The sequence below is a fragment of the Gardnerella sp. Marseille-Q9691 genome (assembly GCF_046507715.1).
GTDB classification, from domain to species: domain Bacteria; phylum Actinomycetota; class Actinomycetes; order Actinomycetales; family Bifidobacteriaceae; genus Bifidobacterium; species Bifidobacterium greenwoodii.
This window is the reverse complement of the sequence record NZ_JBKFXI010000003.1, coordinates 111,132-126,413: the sequence shown is the minus strand read 5'-3', so window position 1 is coordinate 126,413 and position 15,282 is coordinate 111,132. Positions and strand designations below refer to the sequence as shown.

Below are 15,282 nucleotides of genomic sequence, written 5' to 3'. Positions count from 1 at the left end.
TCTTCTACAGCACCATTTGCCAGTTTTAGGATGTTTTTTGAGTAATTATTTGCCAGTTTTGGCATGTTTTTTGAGCAATTATTTGCCAGTTTTAGGAGGTTTAAGGATCATAAAACAATAACAGCGCTTTTGCTACGCACTTTTACATCAGTCATGACTGTGTACAAAATATAAAACATTAAATATATAAAACATAAAGCACAACTAAAATTCGCGAAAGAAAAACGCTAAAATAGTGAATATGAGTGCAGTAACGACGCAATACGTTGAAGCAGCTGGCGGAATAATCTATCGCAAGCGCAATAGTACAAACAGCTCAAACGAAGGCGAAGAGGCAAAAATAGGCGGCAATGCAATAAAACCTAGCGACGCAATTAAGCCTAGCGACGACGACTTCGAGCTTTGCCTTGTTTACCGTCCTAAATATGACGATTGGAGCTGGCCAAAAGGAAAGAATGAGCCGAAGGAATCGCATCGTCACACAGCAGTGCGCGAAGTTGGAGAAGAAACAGGATATTCAGTCACACTTGGCCCGCACATTGCCAAAATAGAGTATCCGCTTGAGCGCGAAGGTAAAAAGCAAACTTCTAAAAGCGGTAACACATCACGTAATTCTCAGCCGGAAGTAATAAAGCGAATCCACTACTGGATGATGCGATTAATCGACAAACCATCTGCAGCGAAGCGTCTTCCTGCTTTCGGACCAATTAAGCCAGCTAAGCCTACTGAAATTGGCAATGTTTTATGGCTTACTCCTTCTCAAGCGCGCAAAAAGCTTACGCACGATAGCGACCGCGAAGTGCTAGACGCTTTCTTAGATAGACTCCACGACAGTCAAGCAGAATATAGTACGTTGCTTCTAGTGCGTCATGGTAAAGCTGAGTCTCGAAAAACTTGGCAAGGAAGTGAAGCAACTCGACCAATCACACCTCTGGGTGCTGCCGCTTCATACGCTTTAGGCCGCGAACTTGCCTGTTACGCGCCGAATAAAATCATGTCGTCACCTTGGAAACGTTGCGTAGAAACGGTTGCGTCTTTTGCGCGCGATTCTTCACTTCCTATAGAACAGGTTGCGGAACTTACTGAAGATCATCACGAAAATCAGCCAAAATCTACGTTATCTGTGCTGATAAACGAAATACAAAATCTTGAGAGTAACGCGCGAAACTCAAGCGCAGCTAGCAACGCAATCGCTACCAACAACGCAACCGTCATGTGCCTGCACCGCCCAGTGATTGGCACTTTCTTCGATTATTTGCGCGAAATAACAAAGCCTCGAGCACACAAACGCATACTCAGCCAAAAATCTCCATACATGCCTACGGGAAGCGCAATAGTTTTGCACATAATTAGTACCCCTAAGGGCGCTCGCATTATTGATATTGAAAAGGTTCTTCCAAGTGTCTACTAGTTTAAATTCGCAATCGAGTTCTATTCATTCAAGCAGATCTGCTTTTATGCCAAGCCCTACAGGAGCCGCCCGCCCAAGCCGACCTGCACAAATGGATCCTGCAATGCTCGCGCAGATTGAAGGGGGCACGGATCCGCAGGTCGTAAACGAAATTAGCCACACTTCCGCCGCCGTCCTACTTAACCGCGTTCATAAAACGCAGTCGCCGGAAATCGTTGAGCGCGTGCTGAATTTGGTTGAAAATGAAGGCATTGAGGTTATTGCAGATTTGTGGAGTCACGCGGAGGCTGAGTCTCTTCCGGGAATGTTGTGGCGACTGTATTTATTGCGTACGTCGCTACGAAAGCAGCGCGAAGCTTACGCTGAGTACTGGAGTCTTGGAGAGCCTGAGGCAACGAGCGCATCAGCTATTACAGGAATTGACGAAGCTCCTACCGGAGAAGATATTGCGCGACTTGCAGATTCTATTCTTTCCGGCGCTTTTACAGGCGATTTTGCCGTAGCGCTTTACCGCGCTTCAGCTTTTACTTCGATTATTGCGCACGGAATGCGAGTTTACGCAAAAAAGTTAGAAGAGCAAGCAAATACAGTACACACGCAGAAAATTGCAAAGGTTTTGCACATATCCGCAAATATGCACGTGCTTTCATTATCTTTTGCTCACGGAGCGAAATTGTGGCGAGCAGGAAAGTTGGAATAAATTATTTTCGATTAGATTATGCGGCGCGTGAAAACAGAAAACAAGGTATACTCAAAATGATGCTGGCTTGTGCTTAAGCCCCGGGCTCCATTTTTTGCCGCTGCGAGCGGCGTTTGCGCCGACAGGCGCTTTCGCAAGTCAGTATCGTTTCTGTTTTGAATTTTGAATTTTAGATTTTAGATCTTAATTTTGTTAGATAAGTTTAAATAAAATATATTTTTACTCACATTTGTTTATATTTCGCGCAAAAATAACGGCACGCCGATAGCTTAACATGCCGCGCTTGCACTAATCTAGAAGGTATGGATCTTCATGTTTTACATCATCCGCTGGTGGACCATAAGCTCACCGTTTTGCGAGATAAGAATACACCTTCTAACATTTTCCGCGAGTTAGTTTCCGAATTGGTAACTCTCGAAGCATACGAAGCAACACGCAATTTGGAAGTTAGCGATCGCGAGATTGAAACTCCTATTTGCAAGATGACTGGCAAGCATTTGAACCGTCCACGCCCAATGGTTGTGCCGGTTTTGCGCGCTGGCCTTGGCATGCTCGATGGCATGACTCGCCTTCTTCCAACCGCTGAGGTTGGATTCCTTGGCATGAAGCGCGACGAGCAGACGCTCGATATTGTGACTTATGCCAACCGTTTGCCAGAAGATTTAACTGGTCGTCAGTGCTTCCTTCTTGACCCAATGCTTGCCACTGGTGGCACTCTTATTGCCGCTACGCACTATTTGGCTGAGCGCGGCGCTAAGGATGTTACTGCTATTAACATTTTGGCAGCCCCAGAAGGCTTAGAGCGCTTGGAGAAGGAGCTTGATCCTTCTATTGACTTTAAGGTTGTTGTTTGCGCTGTAGATGAGCATTTGAACGACAAAGCTTATATTGTTCCAGGCCTTGGAGACGCTGGCGATCGCTTGTACGGCTTGATTGACTAATAGTCACCAGCTAAATCAAACGAAAACTAGAATCAAAAACTACAAAACAGCCTGCTGATTTGCAACACTTTGCGATTTTCAGCAGGTTATTTTGTATTTACCGCGGACGAGTTATGGCTACCTCGCGAGCGCGGTCTGCTAATTCGTCTAGTTTCGCAAGCTCCGTGCGTTGAGAATCAGTCTGCTTTGGCGCAAATTCACCGTAACGATTTTGTGCAGCCGTAAGAATTAAAAAGTCAGCCAGACGCGGATTTTTCGGCAAAACTGAGCCGTGCATATACGTTCCAATAACATTGTATTTGCGCGCTCCTTCCGTGTGATCTTTGCCATTATTACCGCAATTTTCACTATCAACCGAGCCAAGTGGCTGCGTTCCATCTTGCAAGCTTGTGCGTCCAGAATGGTTCTCGTAGCCCACAATATCGCCAAAATCGGCGCTATGCTCTACTAGATTTCCAATCATGCGCACATCTTGACCAACGGTATGCTCGCCAAGTATTCCAATTCCTTTAAGCTTTTGACCCTCAACGGTTTCAAAATACTCTCCAAAAAGCTGGTAAAGTCCGCAAATCATAAGCATTGGAACGCCATTTTCTGCAAGCTCACGAATCGCGTCTGCGCGCGCAAATAAATCTTCAGTAACTCTGCTTTGCCCATGATCTTGACCGCCGCCGCCAAGAATCATATCCACACGCTCTGGCCAATCGTCGCCAACGTTGTACTCGTGGAGCACGGGATTGTAACCGTATAATTCCGCTCGGCGCATAATCGTAAGCACATTGCCGTAGTCGCCGTAAATATTCATGTCTTTTGGATATAGCGACACAATATCTAGCACGCGATTTTCTTCACAAGTAGCATTTGCTTTACTAATATCACTGGAACCATTCATGACTATTACTTTCCGACTCCAACGTCTTTAACTTCCGCAAGTTGCGCTAAAGCCGCGCGCACGCGAAGCATGGCAGTATACGTGCAATATATACGCTTGGCGGTTTTAGCATTGCCACTAAAATCGCCGTTTACGAAAGATTTAACGTCTTCTTCCAAATCCGTATTCACATTGCGAGATGAGACCTTATCATATTGCAGACGCAAAGCCATATCCCACGCTCGAGTTCCAGAAACGCACGAAACTCCCGCGCTTCTAAAGCTTGCAAAATCAACGTCCCACAGCCAGCTCATGTCTCTACCGTCAGCGTATTCGTCGCAAATTGCAATCATGGTATCGTGATTTTGCGGATGATCCGAAGCAATCGCAAGCCTAAAACCAATAGGATTCTTCACTAAAACAAGTTCAACAGGAGCGCCATTAACTTCAATTACTTCGCCTCTACCAAAAGCAGGAGTTACGTGCGAAATCGCTTCCATAAGCGCATCGTCGTCGAATTTTTGCAGCGCAGAATTTTGTTTTGCAGCATCCGCTAAGATAGCGCGAACTACTGTTGCTGCAGCAGCAGCGTTGAAAATATTGTAAGCGCCGTCAAGTTTTACAGATGTGGTTTTACGCTTGCCATCAAATATAAACTCAGCCTCATGGTCTCCAACTTTTGAAAGCACAACGTCTGCTTTAGGAAGATTGTTAGCCTTGCTTTCTGCAGCATCTTCGCAATTTTCGCTTTTTTCGGAACTATTGTGCAAATCATCATCCGTCGGGAACATGCTTTTTACAGCATCATCTAAACCAAAATATTGCACGCGAGCGCCGGAAGGAACAAAGCTTGCGAGCGCACAAATACGTGGATCCTCACGGTTTAGCACTACTGTTCCTTCGGTTGTGGCAGCTACGTTGCTTAATAGTTTTGCAGTTGTATCTATTTCGCCGAATCGGTCGAGCTGGTCTCGCATAACGTTTAGCAATAAAGAGTAGCGTGGCTTGATTTGATTTACAAAATGCACTGCATACGCTTCATCTAGCTCTAAAACTGCAATATCAGCGTCTAGCTTTGTACCAAAAGCAGGCATTGTTTTTGCAAGAGCTGCCACTACTCCTCTAGTAAAGTTTGAACCGGTTGGATTAGTAAATACGTTAAGCCCCGCCTCGCGCAGCATAGAAGTTACCATACGCGTTGTGGTAGTTTTGCCATTGGTTCCAGAAACAAGCACTATTCCGTATGGCAATGTGGAAAGAGTACGCGCTAAAAAGCCTGAATCGAGGCTCTCAATAACTTTACCAGGCAATGCGCTTCCACCATGATGAAGCAGCCTAGAAAGCGCGCAAACAAGTTTACCAACAGCAGGCATGGCAAAGCTGTACCAATGCTTATGCAAATCTTTGTGAAACTTTTTACGCGATTCATGGTCGCCGCTTGACATACTAAATCACACTCCCGCCTGCTGGTAATCTTGCGGCATATCCATGAACTTGGAAGTTGCACCCAAGAAGGCAAGATTAAACGTGTCAGTAGGACCATTACGATGCTTTGCCATAATAATATCGGCTTCGCCCGGGCGATCTTCCTTATTGTAAAAATCAGGTCTATGTACAAGGAACACAACGTCAGCATCCTGCTCAATAGAACCAGATTCACGCAAATCTGAAAGCTGCGGCTTTTTGTCGTTTCGCATTTCCGGTCCACGATTAAGCTGGCTCAAAGCCACAACTGGCACTTCAAGCTCTTTAGCGAGAAGTTTTAGCGCACGCGAGAATTCCGAGACTTCCTGCTGACGACTTTCTACACGCTTGCCGGAACTCATAAGCTGAAGGTAATCAATAACTACAAGTTTCAAATCATTCGTCTGCTTGAGCCTTCGGCATTTTGCACGAATTTCCATCAAACTCATATTTGGGCTGTCGTCAATAAAAAGCGGAGCATCCTGCATTTTTGTCCAGAAATTATTGAGAGTATTCCAACGATCTGGAGTAATATCTTCTGCTCTTCGCATGGCGGCGAGTGGAATATTAGTTTCTGCAGCAATAATGCGCTGAGCTAATTCTACTTTGCTCATTTCTAGAGAGAACACAATAGATGTCATATTGTGGTGTAGAGCCGCCGAGCGAGCAAAATCAATGCCAAGCGTTGACTTACCCATGGCTGGACGGCCTGCAACAACAATCATTTGACCAGGCTGCAAACCCTGCGTAACTTCGTCAATGTCACGAAATCCTGTTGGCACACCCTGCTCAAGTTCGTGATTTTGCATTTTATCGAGCTGATCAAGAGTATTTTGCAAAACTGGACCAATGGCAACGTAATCCTGACGCACTTTGCCTGCACTCATCTCATACACTTCTGATTGCGCAAGATTTACAATATCTTCTGCCTGAGCCCCGGATGCAGAATAGCCCATTTGCGCAATTTTTGTTCCAGCAGTAATAACGTTACGAAGAATAGCATTTTGATGCACAATATCTGCGTAGTACATTGCGTTTGCGGCTGTTGGCACAGAAGCTACTAGGCTGTGCAAATAGTCAGCTCCGCCAACTTTATCGAGATTTCCATCCTTCATTAATTCGTTAGCTACAAGCACAACATCAACAGGCTGAGAGCCTGCAAAAAGCGTAAGAATAGCATCGTAAATAGTTTGATGCTGAGGCTGATAAAAATCTGCTGTTTCTAGCACTTGCGATACTTCACCGATAGCATCTTTGCTCATAAGCATTCCGCCAAGCACTGCCATTTCGGCGTCAACATCGTGCGGAGGCACACGATCAAACAGTGTAGTACCGCTTGTTCCTTCAGCGTTACGAGTAGCTCCAGAACCATATATCGGTGCGCCAACATTGCCGCCACGATTGCTTCCTGCGCGGCCAGTATTGCCATTAGTAGACTGCCACATATCATTATCTGCCATAAAAACGAGTATAAACGCGCGCACGTATTTAAGAACAAAAACTTCAAAATATTTTCGCAAGTAATATTACAAAATATTTATAGTTTTAGTGCAGCATTCATCCACAAATCGTTTCTAATGCGCAAACTATTTCCCAGCGCACGACCGCCAATATACACTGAATTTAGCACAATCCACAATGTGATTGTTCTTATTACATCGTTCGCGTTAAAAGCAACGTCAAAACAGCTTGTACAAATAAGTACGCCTAAATACACAACTGCCGTTGCTGAGCATGATTTTGCTAAGTAAGAATGATCACCAGCTCCGATCAATACTCCATCTAGCGCCCACATCCATCCAGCAAGAGGCAAGAACAAGCCAAGAATTGTCATGCCTACAGAAATTAAAAGTTGAATATCTGCGCGCGGACTAAACAGTGACGAACAGCTCCACCCCACTAAAATCATGAATAAACCGACTCCTAAGCTGCTTACAGCACCAACTTGAGCACAAATGCGTGTAATAACTCCAGCACGTTTACGTAGGCCTGCTCCTAGCACTGAGGCAACAATAGTTTGTGCCGCAATACCAATAGCATCGAGAATATTCATAACAAAATTCCAGCAAGAATTAGCAACTTGATACGCAGCAAGCGTATTTGTACCAAGACGAGTTGCAGCAACAACCGTAGCAACCATGCACACGCGCAATGCAAGTGTTCGCACGAATAGTGGCATGCCAGTTCCTGCAGAATGTAAAATATGTTGAAAATTAGGTTTAAGACGAGCACCACTTTGCATAGCCCAAATAACAGCTGGAATACTGAGCACAAGCCCCATATACCATTGAGCAATCATTGTTGCAATTCCAGAGCCGGCAATTCCCATGTTTAATCCAAAAACAGCAATCACATCGAGAATAGTATTGAGCACAGCGCCACTAGCAGCAGCAAATAAGGTTATACGGACTTTTCTAAGCCCTCGAAATATTCCGTTTGCAGCATACACAAGAAGCATTGCTGGAAGGCCTGGCATAACCATTTGAGTGTACACAATAGCATTTTGCAACGTAGAGCCACGCGCGCCTATTGCGTAACATAGCGGCTCAGCGGCGAAAATAAGAAATGCTGTAAGAATTACACCAAGAAATAATGCAAGCCACAAGCCGTCAATTCCAACACTAAAACCTTCTCGACGTTTCCCCGCGCCTAAAAGACGAGCAACTTGAGAAGTTGTGTTGTATGCCAAAAATAAGCAAAGACCTGCAACGGTAAGAAGTACTGTTGAGCCAATAGAAAGTCCAGCCAACGCGTTTTTGCCAATATGACCAATAATAGCAGTGTCAATAAGTACAAACGCAGGTTCAGATATAAGCTGCCCAAAAGTTGGTACAGCAAGTATCCAAATATTGCGAAGTACCTCTTTTTTATTCTGATTATCCAACTCTTGATTCATCATAATGCTTCATTTCACTGCTATCTAGCGAATCGCAGCAAATGCAATATTGTGCAAATACTACATAAAAAATATTCGCGATTGAGCTAACACAAATATGAGTAAAGTGCAAATAAAAATATGATTCCGCAAAGTTATTCGCAATATATCCACATTGTTATCCCCAACATGTGGATAATTTTGTAAGATGTCCACTTAGACACGCCTTAAATGTGGATAACTTATCTTTTTATCCACATTTAATAATTCGTGCGTGTCTTACGGAATCTATTTTTCCAGCTTTACTTACCGTTATCTTCGCGAGATTTACTAGATTTTTTATTGTTTTTATTAGATTCTTGCTCTTCTTCTAATGTTTTTTCGTCTAAATTAACTTCAGATTGACTCTTTTCGGATTCGCCATTAGTTTCAGAATCTGATTCCTTATCAGCTTCCAAAACTGTTTGCTTATCTGCACTAGTCGATTCAGACTCCAGAGAATTGTCATCAACTGCAATATCAACCGAAGTAAGAACGGCCATCTGAGTTTTACTTGACGCATCGTCAGACACCGCAACAACAGCACCTTCATGACTTTGAGCAATGGCAGAGAAATCATAAGCGCGTTCGCCTTGATCGGCTAAATCAACGCCCTTACGTTCCTTAGCTTCAGAAATACGCCATCCAAAAAGCTTTTCGAGAGCAAAAGCAACGATAGATGTTACAGCACCAGAGTAAAGCACTACAATCCCGATTAAGCAAAGTTGCGCAACAAGCTGATGCCAATCTCCAACAGAAAGCAAACCAGAACCATCTGCAAAAAGTCCAACGGAAATTACACCAATAAGAGCTGCAACACCATTTACACTTACAACATGCAAAGCTCCGTCATAACGTGCGAAAGTGCGAGAATGAGTCACAAGTGAAGTAATAACGCCAGAAAGCACACCCAAAACCAAAGCCCACAGCGGCGCAATAACGTCTGCTGCAGCTGCGCTAGCAGATAAACCTGCCATAACGCCGGACGCAGCACCCAATGCAGAGAAACATCCAGAACGCAAACGTTCGGTCACGCCCCAAGCCAACATTGATGCAGATGCGGTTATTGTGGAACTTACCCAAGCATAACCAGCAACACCTGGAACACCGGCGGAAGAGCCAATCATTAAGCCAAGCCATCCGAACCAAATCAAGAAAATTCCAAGCATAACAAATGGGACATTATGCGGATGACGAACAGAACCATTTTCAACAGATGACTGAGAAGAAGTTTCAGCGACTTCAGCCACAGTAGCTACTGAAGAAACAACAGATTCGGTAGAAGAATTATCCTGAGCCTTTGCAACATCAGCCCACAATGCTCGAGATAAACGGCTCTTTGCATTACGAGAATTAGTTTTAGCAGATGCCGAGCCAGCTCCTGTTCCAGCATGAGCAACATTTTTAATATGCAATACCAGACGCTTCAATGGGAAATGAGCGTGTCCGCCAATAATCATAACAATTGCAAAAGCTGAAACTGCAGCAGCAATATGTAGTAAAGATCCGCCTGCAAAATCATGCACTTGAATGCCCAAAGCTTGCGAGATAGCTCCATTAGGAGACAGCAATCCGCCGCCACAAACCATATGAGCAAGCGGAGCAAATACTAAAGTAACCCAAACAGCCACGAAAATAAGCCAAATAGAATAGCGCACACGCCCAGCCAATGCTCCCGTAATTAAAGCAACTGCAACAACTGCGCAAGCTAAACGGAATGCGGCAGGAATGCCTCCAGCTAATCCGGAATTAGCATCCATAGATGTAAATACACCATGGTCTGCAACCATAGAATCGCGGAATAGTAAACCGCTAAATGGGTCGCCAACAACTCCGCCAGCCATATCTTTACCAGCAAAAGCCAGTGACCATCCCCACAAAGTCCATACAAGCGTTGTAACAGCGATAGCGCCAGCGGATAACATCATCATATTTACCATAGAAGTAGCGCGTTCGCGGCCGCCATAAAATAGGGCAATACCCGGCGTGATAATAAACACCAATGCGCCGGCCAACAACGCCCACTGCGGATCCATTGTGGTCATTTTTCACCTCAATTATTTCAAACAGTGCAAGGAATAACCATTGCAGCTGATACATCACTTTCTACCTATTGTAGTCGGAAATTCAAATATATCTTATGCCAACAAACCTTCAACAAAACTTTGCGGATCAAATTGGATTAAATCATCCGGCCCTTCTCCTAATCCAACAAGTTTTACAGGAACACCAAGTTCTTTTTGAACTGCAACAACAATTCCACCTTTAGCAGAACCATCAAGCTTTGTAAGCACAACTCCAGTAATGCCAATCGCTTCAGCAAATATTTTTGCTTGAGCCATTCCATTTTGCCCAGTAGTAGCATCCAGCACAAGCAGTACTTCATCTACCGGCATAGTTTTTTCTACTACCCTACGAATTTTCCCAAGCTCATCCATTAAATTCGCTTTATTTTGTAAACGTCCAGCAGTATCAATAATAAGAACATCAGTTTTATTTTCTTTAGCTTTTTGTGCGGCTGTAAAAGCTACGGACGCAGGATCAGCACCATCTTTATCTGCGCGAACAACTGGCACATTCACTTCAGACGCCCAGGTTTCAAGCTGATCCGCTGCTGCTGCTCTGAATGTATCTGCAGCAGCCATCATTACAGATTGCTTTTGAGCAACAAATAGTCTTGCTAGCTTGCCTGCAGTTGTTGTTTTTCCAGTTCCATTTACGCCAACCATCATAATAACGCCTGGATGATGCGCATCAGGCTTATTTTCATTCAAACGACGATCAGTATTTTCACCAACCAGTTCCAAAAGTTTTGCACGCAAAGCCGCACGCACATCTTCCGCACTAGAAGTTCCAGAAATACGCGCATCTTGGCGTAACGAATCAACTAATTCCTCACTAGCTTTCGCACCAACATCAGCCATCAATAAAGTGTCTTCTACATCTTCCCAGTCTTCCTGCGACAGATGATCTTTGCTTATGATATTGAAAAGTGTGCGGCCGAATGGATTTGCGCTATTAGATAAACGTTTCCGAAGGCGCTGTAAGCGAGAGGTTGTTGATTCTGGAATCTTAGACTCGTTCTTTCCTACTTCAACTGAGTCATCAACACTTTTTGGAATTTCAGGGCCTCGGCTATGGCTGCAAATTCGCAAGATTACCGCAACAGCCACTAGCAATACGGCAATAACTATGGTCGCCGCCACAAACCAAATCACCATATTCATATCTAAAACCATGTTCATGGAATTAAGCCTATGAAAATCAAGGGACACTAGCAATAGATTTCACTATTTTTTCTCATCTTCGTCACACTTTAAAATCTAACTACCGCAACACAATAGATTCCATTACACTGTTAAAAGCAATATATTGCACAAAATAAGCAATTTAAATGTTCTAATAATAATTAGTGCTGATTAGCAATGATTAGTAGTTTTAAGGAGATTTTATGGCAGATAAATCTATAGAAGTATACGGTGCTAACTGGTGCGGTGATTGCATACGAGCAAAAGCTGCACTTAACAAGTACGGCGTAGATTTTATTTGGCACGATATAGAAACTGAAGAAGGCGCTGCAGAAAAAGCCGTAGAGATTAGTGGTCAAAAGCATATTCCGGTAGTTACTTTTGCTGACAATACTTTTATGGTTGAACCTTCTGCTACACAAATTAAGTCAAAGCTGGAAACATTAGGAATACTGCAATAATTTGTTTATAACACGCACAACAGTATGCTGGTTTCACTTCGTCTCTTGAATGTAGTATACTGGGCATCTGTTGCCCCTTTAGCTCAATTGGCAGAGCAGAGTCCTTTTAAGTCTTGGGTTGTGGGTTCGAGTCCCACAGGGGGCACTTTTTTATACCCAAATTTAGACTTAGGCTTTAATGAACTGCTTAAATCAAACAGTAATTATATTAAAAATCAACTTGCCCAAACGCTTGCGTCTTGATCGTCTTCGTCAATATCAACGCCAGGATTATTTGCTTGCAAGTAAGTAGATTCATCATCTACTACGCCAGAATCAGCATCCGCGTTAATTGCAGCAAGCACACGTTTGTCCATTTTGTACTGAGGAAGCACATTTTTAATATAGCTTGTCACAGCATCTTGCATAGCAACGTCGTGACCGACTTTTTCTGCCATAAACCAACGATGATCCAAAACCTCATGGAAGAACTGCGCTGGCTCAATCTGAGAACGGAATTCAGGTGGAATCATACGAACAGTAGGCTCAAAAATCTCACGCATCCAATCAGTCGCAACGATCTCCAGCTCTTCACCTTGACGCCATGTAGAAGTACGGTATGCATCCAAATCGTTCAACAACCTTCGAGCCTGATTTTCTTGCACGTCCAAGCCTGTCAAACGTAGCAACTTGCGTGAAGCATAACCAGCATCCACAACGCGAGGACGAACAAGCACTCTGCGGCCATCCTCGGAAGTTTTCATTTCCAACTCGTCAACGTCAAATCCCAATTCATTAAGACGATTAACGCGGCGCTCAATTCGCCACATTTCATCAGGACTGAACTTATCGACGTCTGTAAGCGTGCTCCAAAGTGAATGATAACGATCCACTAAACGATTGCCTATGCTAATTTCATCTACTTCCGTAGGCAAAAGCTGACCGGAGCTCAAATCCATAAGCTCGCCAATAATATTGGTTCTAGCTAAATCAATATCGTATTCTCTCTGGCCTTCTGTTAAGCTTCCGTGCAAATCACCAGTTTCTGCGTCAACCAGGAATGCGGAAAACGCATCAGCATCTCGCAAAAATAGTACGTTAGAAAGTGAAACATCGCCCCAGTAGAAGCCAGAAAGATGCAGGCGCACCATCAGCACAGCCAGAGCATCAATAAGTCGTTCAGCCGTGTCTGGTCGCAATGTGCGAGCAAATAAAGCACGATACGGCAGAGAGAATTTCAAATGCTTCGTCACAAGTATTGCTTCAAGCATTTCGCCATTAGCATCTCTGCGGCCTGCAACAACTGCTATAGGCGTTACAGTTGGCAACTCAAGCTTGCGCAATCTACGCAAAAGTTCGTATTCTCGTTCTGCAACTTGACGAGTGATTTCCTTCATGGCATAAACTTCATCGCCAACATGAACAAAACGCACAATATGTCGAGAAATACCACGAGGAAGGTTTACAAACAAATCAGCCGGCCATTGAGAAAGTGGCAGCTCCCATGGCAACGTAAACATCTTAGGATTTGAACTAGCTGCAGTAATCTTAAGCGCAGTAGGCTCCTGAGACAACGCACTCTCGTCCTGTGCAGATACAGAAGTTGCCTGCACAGCACGCGGATCCAATTGAGGAGCGTCATTCCATTCCATAGTTTCCATTTACCAATCAAGCTCGTGCCAACAATACAATCTGCAATAACTATTCATCGCAAATCAACCACTGGCTAATTATTGATAACAACTATACATAATAAAGCATGTTCAGTAATGTACAAACTTTTGCTTGCTTTTATTTTGTTTTAAATTCTTTTTTGCTTTTATTTTTCTGCAAGTTTTTACCGATTTTTACCGATTTTGCTGGCAAAAACGGGGTTCGCTTTCATTGCGAACCCCGCCATACCCTTATACCGAAAGTTTGCTTATTTTGCTTTTGTAAGCAGCAAACCTACGCTTTTAGTTCAAACGCAGCTCAGTAGAAGGTGCAAACAGATGCATCTTAGATGGATCAATCTTAATCTTGACAGTATCGCCAATCTTCGGCAAAGCACGTGGATTCACGCGGATTGTCGTAAGCTTGTTCTGATCAGACATCATAGTAGATGCTTCCTCAGGAGAACCATCAGTGATGATGTTGCCGTAGATGTAACCATCAGAACCGAGATCTTCTACGTTCATAACCTTCAAGGAGAACGCATTTGGATCATCGGAAGTTGCCAAGCTTGCGTCTTCTGGACGGAAACCAACAATAATCTGTCCGCGATCTTCTGCGGTGAGCTTATCAACAGCTTCGCTTGGAAGAACAATAGAATCCTCACCAATCTGAGCACGTCCATTAACCACTGGATGCTGGTTAATGTTCATGGATGGAGAACCAATGAAGCCTGCAACGAACACATTTGCTGGGCGGTCGTAAAGCTCAGTTGGAGCACCAACCTGCTGCAAAACACCAAGCTTAATAACAGCAATACGATCACCCATCGTCAAAGCCTCAGTCTGATCGTGGGTCACGTACAGGGTAGTAACACCAAGCTGGCGCTGCAAAGCAGCAATCTGCGTACGAGTCTGCACGCGGAGCTTAGCATCAAGGTTCGAAAGAGGCTCATCCATAAGGAAGACTTTTGGTTCACGCACAATTGCGCGGCCCATAGCAACGCGCTGACGCTGACCACCAGACAAAGCCTTTGGCTTACGATCCAAATACTCTGTCAAGTCCAAAACTTCAGCTGCTTTTTCTACGCGAGCGCGAATCTCTTCTTTTGGAACACCTGCAATCTTAAGAGCAAAGCCCATGTTGTCTGCAACTGTCATATGTGGATACAACGCGTAGTTCTGGAAGACCATTGCAATATCGCGATCCTTTGGCTGCATTGTAGTAACATCTTGACCGCCAATGAGGATACGTCCTTTGTTAACCTCTTCAAGGCCTGCCAACATACGCAAAGTAGTAGACTTACCGCAACCAGATGGACCAACCAGTACGAGGAACTCGCCATCTCTAATAGTCATGCACAAATCGTCAACCGAAGGCTTATCGTTGCCCGGGTATATACGAGTCACATGATCAAATACAACTTCTGCCATGATATGTCCTTTCATCGGCAGGTACGTGCCGAACGATCCGTAGTGAAGGGTGTGCACTCATGACCCCAATTCCTACATCGGCGGGTATCAATCGTCCACAGTTTACTTACCTGGTCCATTGAAGGTTTCTCTTCGTTGAGCCAAGCCTTAATATACCATGTTTATCTTAGAAAAACAGTAAAAAATCAGTATTTTTCAACACTTCGGCGT

General features: G+C 44.2%; 12 protein-coding genes and 1 tRNA gene. 5 read left to right on the top strand and 8 right to left on the bottom strand.

The genetic code is table 11. The features are described from left to right. Positions 1-241: 241 nt before the first annotated feature. The 3 genes from ACLD6A_RS05945 to upp all read left to right on the top strand — a co-directional run bounded on the left by ACLD6A_RS05945 (position 242) and on the right by upp (position 3,052). A complete protein-coding gene (locus ACLD6A_RS05945) occupies positions 242-1,411 on the top strand; it encodes an NUDIX hydrolase (RefSeq protein ID WP_375169182.1) in 1,170 nt (389 codons plus the stop codon). A gap of 46 nt (positions 1,412-1,457) precedes the next feature. Further along, positions 1,458-2,111: a thymidine phosphorylase gene (locus ACLD6A_RS05940; RefSeq protein WP_375169581.1), complete on the top strand. Its 654-nt coding sequence runs from the start codon at positions 1,458-1,460 to the stop codon at positions 2,109-2,111. A gap of 302 nt (positions 2,112-2,413) precedes the next feature. Next, positions 2,414-3,052: a uracil phosphoribosyltransferase gene (upp, locus tag ACLD6A_RS05935; RefSeq protein ID WP_004136544.1), complete on the top strand. Its 639-nt coding sequence runs from the start codon at positions 2,414-2,416 to the stop codon at positions 3,050-3,052. 97 nt (positions 3,053-3,149) lie between these two features. Here the strand turns inward: upp and ACLD6A_RS05930 are convergent, their stop codons facing one another. The 6 genes from ACLD6A_RS05930 to ftsY form a co-directional block, all read right to left on the bottom strand. Continuing rightward, complete coding sequence (locus tag ACLD6A_RS05930; protein WP_116794536.1) at positions 3,150-3,944, bottom strand: type 1 glutamine amidotransferase; 795 nt, start codon at positions 3,942-3,944, stop codon at positions 3,150-3,152. 5 nt (positions 3,945-3,949) lie between these two features. After that, positions 3,950-5,368, bottom strand: a complete 1,419-nt coding sequence (locus ACLD6A_RS05925) for a MurT ligase domain-containing protein (protein ID WP_410313833.1) — start codon at positions 5,366-5,368, stop codon at positions 3,950-3,952. 6 nt (positions 5,369-5,374) lie between these two features. Next, on the bottom strand, positions 5,375-6,847 hold the full coding sequence (dnaB, locus tag ACLD6A_RS05920; RefSeq protein ID WP_375169184.1) for a replicative DNA helicase: 1,473 nt from the start codon (positions 6,845-6,847) through the stop codon (positions 5,375-5,377). A gap of 77 nt (positions 6,848-6,924) precedes the next feature. Then, on the bottom strand, positions 6,925-8,286 hold the full coding sequence (locus ACLD6A_RS05915) for an MATE family efflux transporter (RefSeq protein ID WP_410313832.1): 1,362 nt from the start codon (positions 8,284-8,286) through the stop codon (positions 6,925-6,927). 278 nt (positions 8,287-8,564) lie between these two features. Then, a complete protein-coding gene (locus ACLD6A_RS05910) occupies positions 8,565-10,346 on the bottom strand; it encodes an ammonium transporter (protein WP_410313831.1) in 1,782 nt (593 codons plus the stop codon). A 93-nt stretch (positions 10,347-10,439) separates the two neighbouring features. Then, the gene (gene ftsY, locus ACLD6A_RS05905) at positions 10,440-11,546 is read right to left on the bottom strand and encodes a signal recognition particle-docking protein FtsY (protein WP_410313830.1); all 1,107 of its coding nucleotides are present in this window, start codon (positions 11,544-11,546) and stop codon (positions 10,440-10,442) included. A gap of 206 nt (positions 11,547-11,752) precedes the next feature. Here ftsY and ACLD6A_RS05900 point away from each other — a divergent pair, with 206 nt between their 5' ends. Continuing rightward, complete coding sequence (locus tag ACLD6A_RS05900; RefSeq protein ID WP_004126433.1) at positions 11,753-12,010, top strand: glutaredoxin domain-containing protein; 258 nt, start codon at positions 11,753-11,755, stop codon at positions 12,008-12,010. Positions 12,011-12,082: 72 nt separating this feature from the next. Beyond that, positions 12,083-12,155: transfer RNA gene (locus tag ACLD6A_RS05895), tRNA-Lys, on the top strand. Between the two features lie 70 nt (positions 12,156-12,225). Here the strand turns inward: ACLD6A_RS05895 and ACLD6A_RS05890 are convergent. Both ACLD6A_RS05890 and ACLD6A_RS05885 read right to left on the bottom strand, forming a co-directional pair. After that, complete coding sequence (locus ACLD6A_RS05890) at positions 12,226-13,641, bottom strand: DUF4032 domain-containing protein (RefSeq protein ID WP_102695095.1); 1,416 nt, start codon at positions 13,639-13,641, stop codon at positions 12,226-12,228. Between the two features lie 303 nt (positions 13,642-13,944). Beyond that, complete coding sequence (locus tag ACLD6A_RS05885; RefSeq protein WP_102695096.1) at positions 13,945-15,072, bottom strand: ABC transporter ATP-binding protein; 1,128 nt, start codon at positions 15,070-15,072, stop codon at positions 13,945-13,947. Positions 15,073-15,282: the final 210 nt, after the last annotated feature.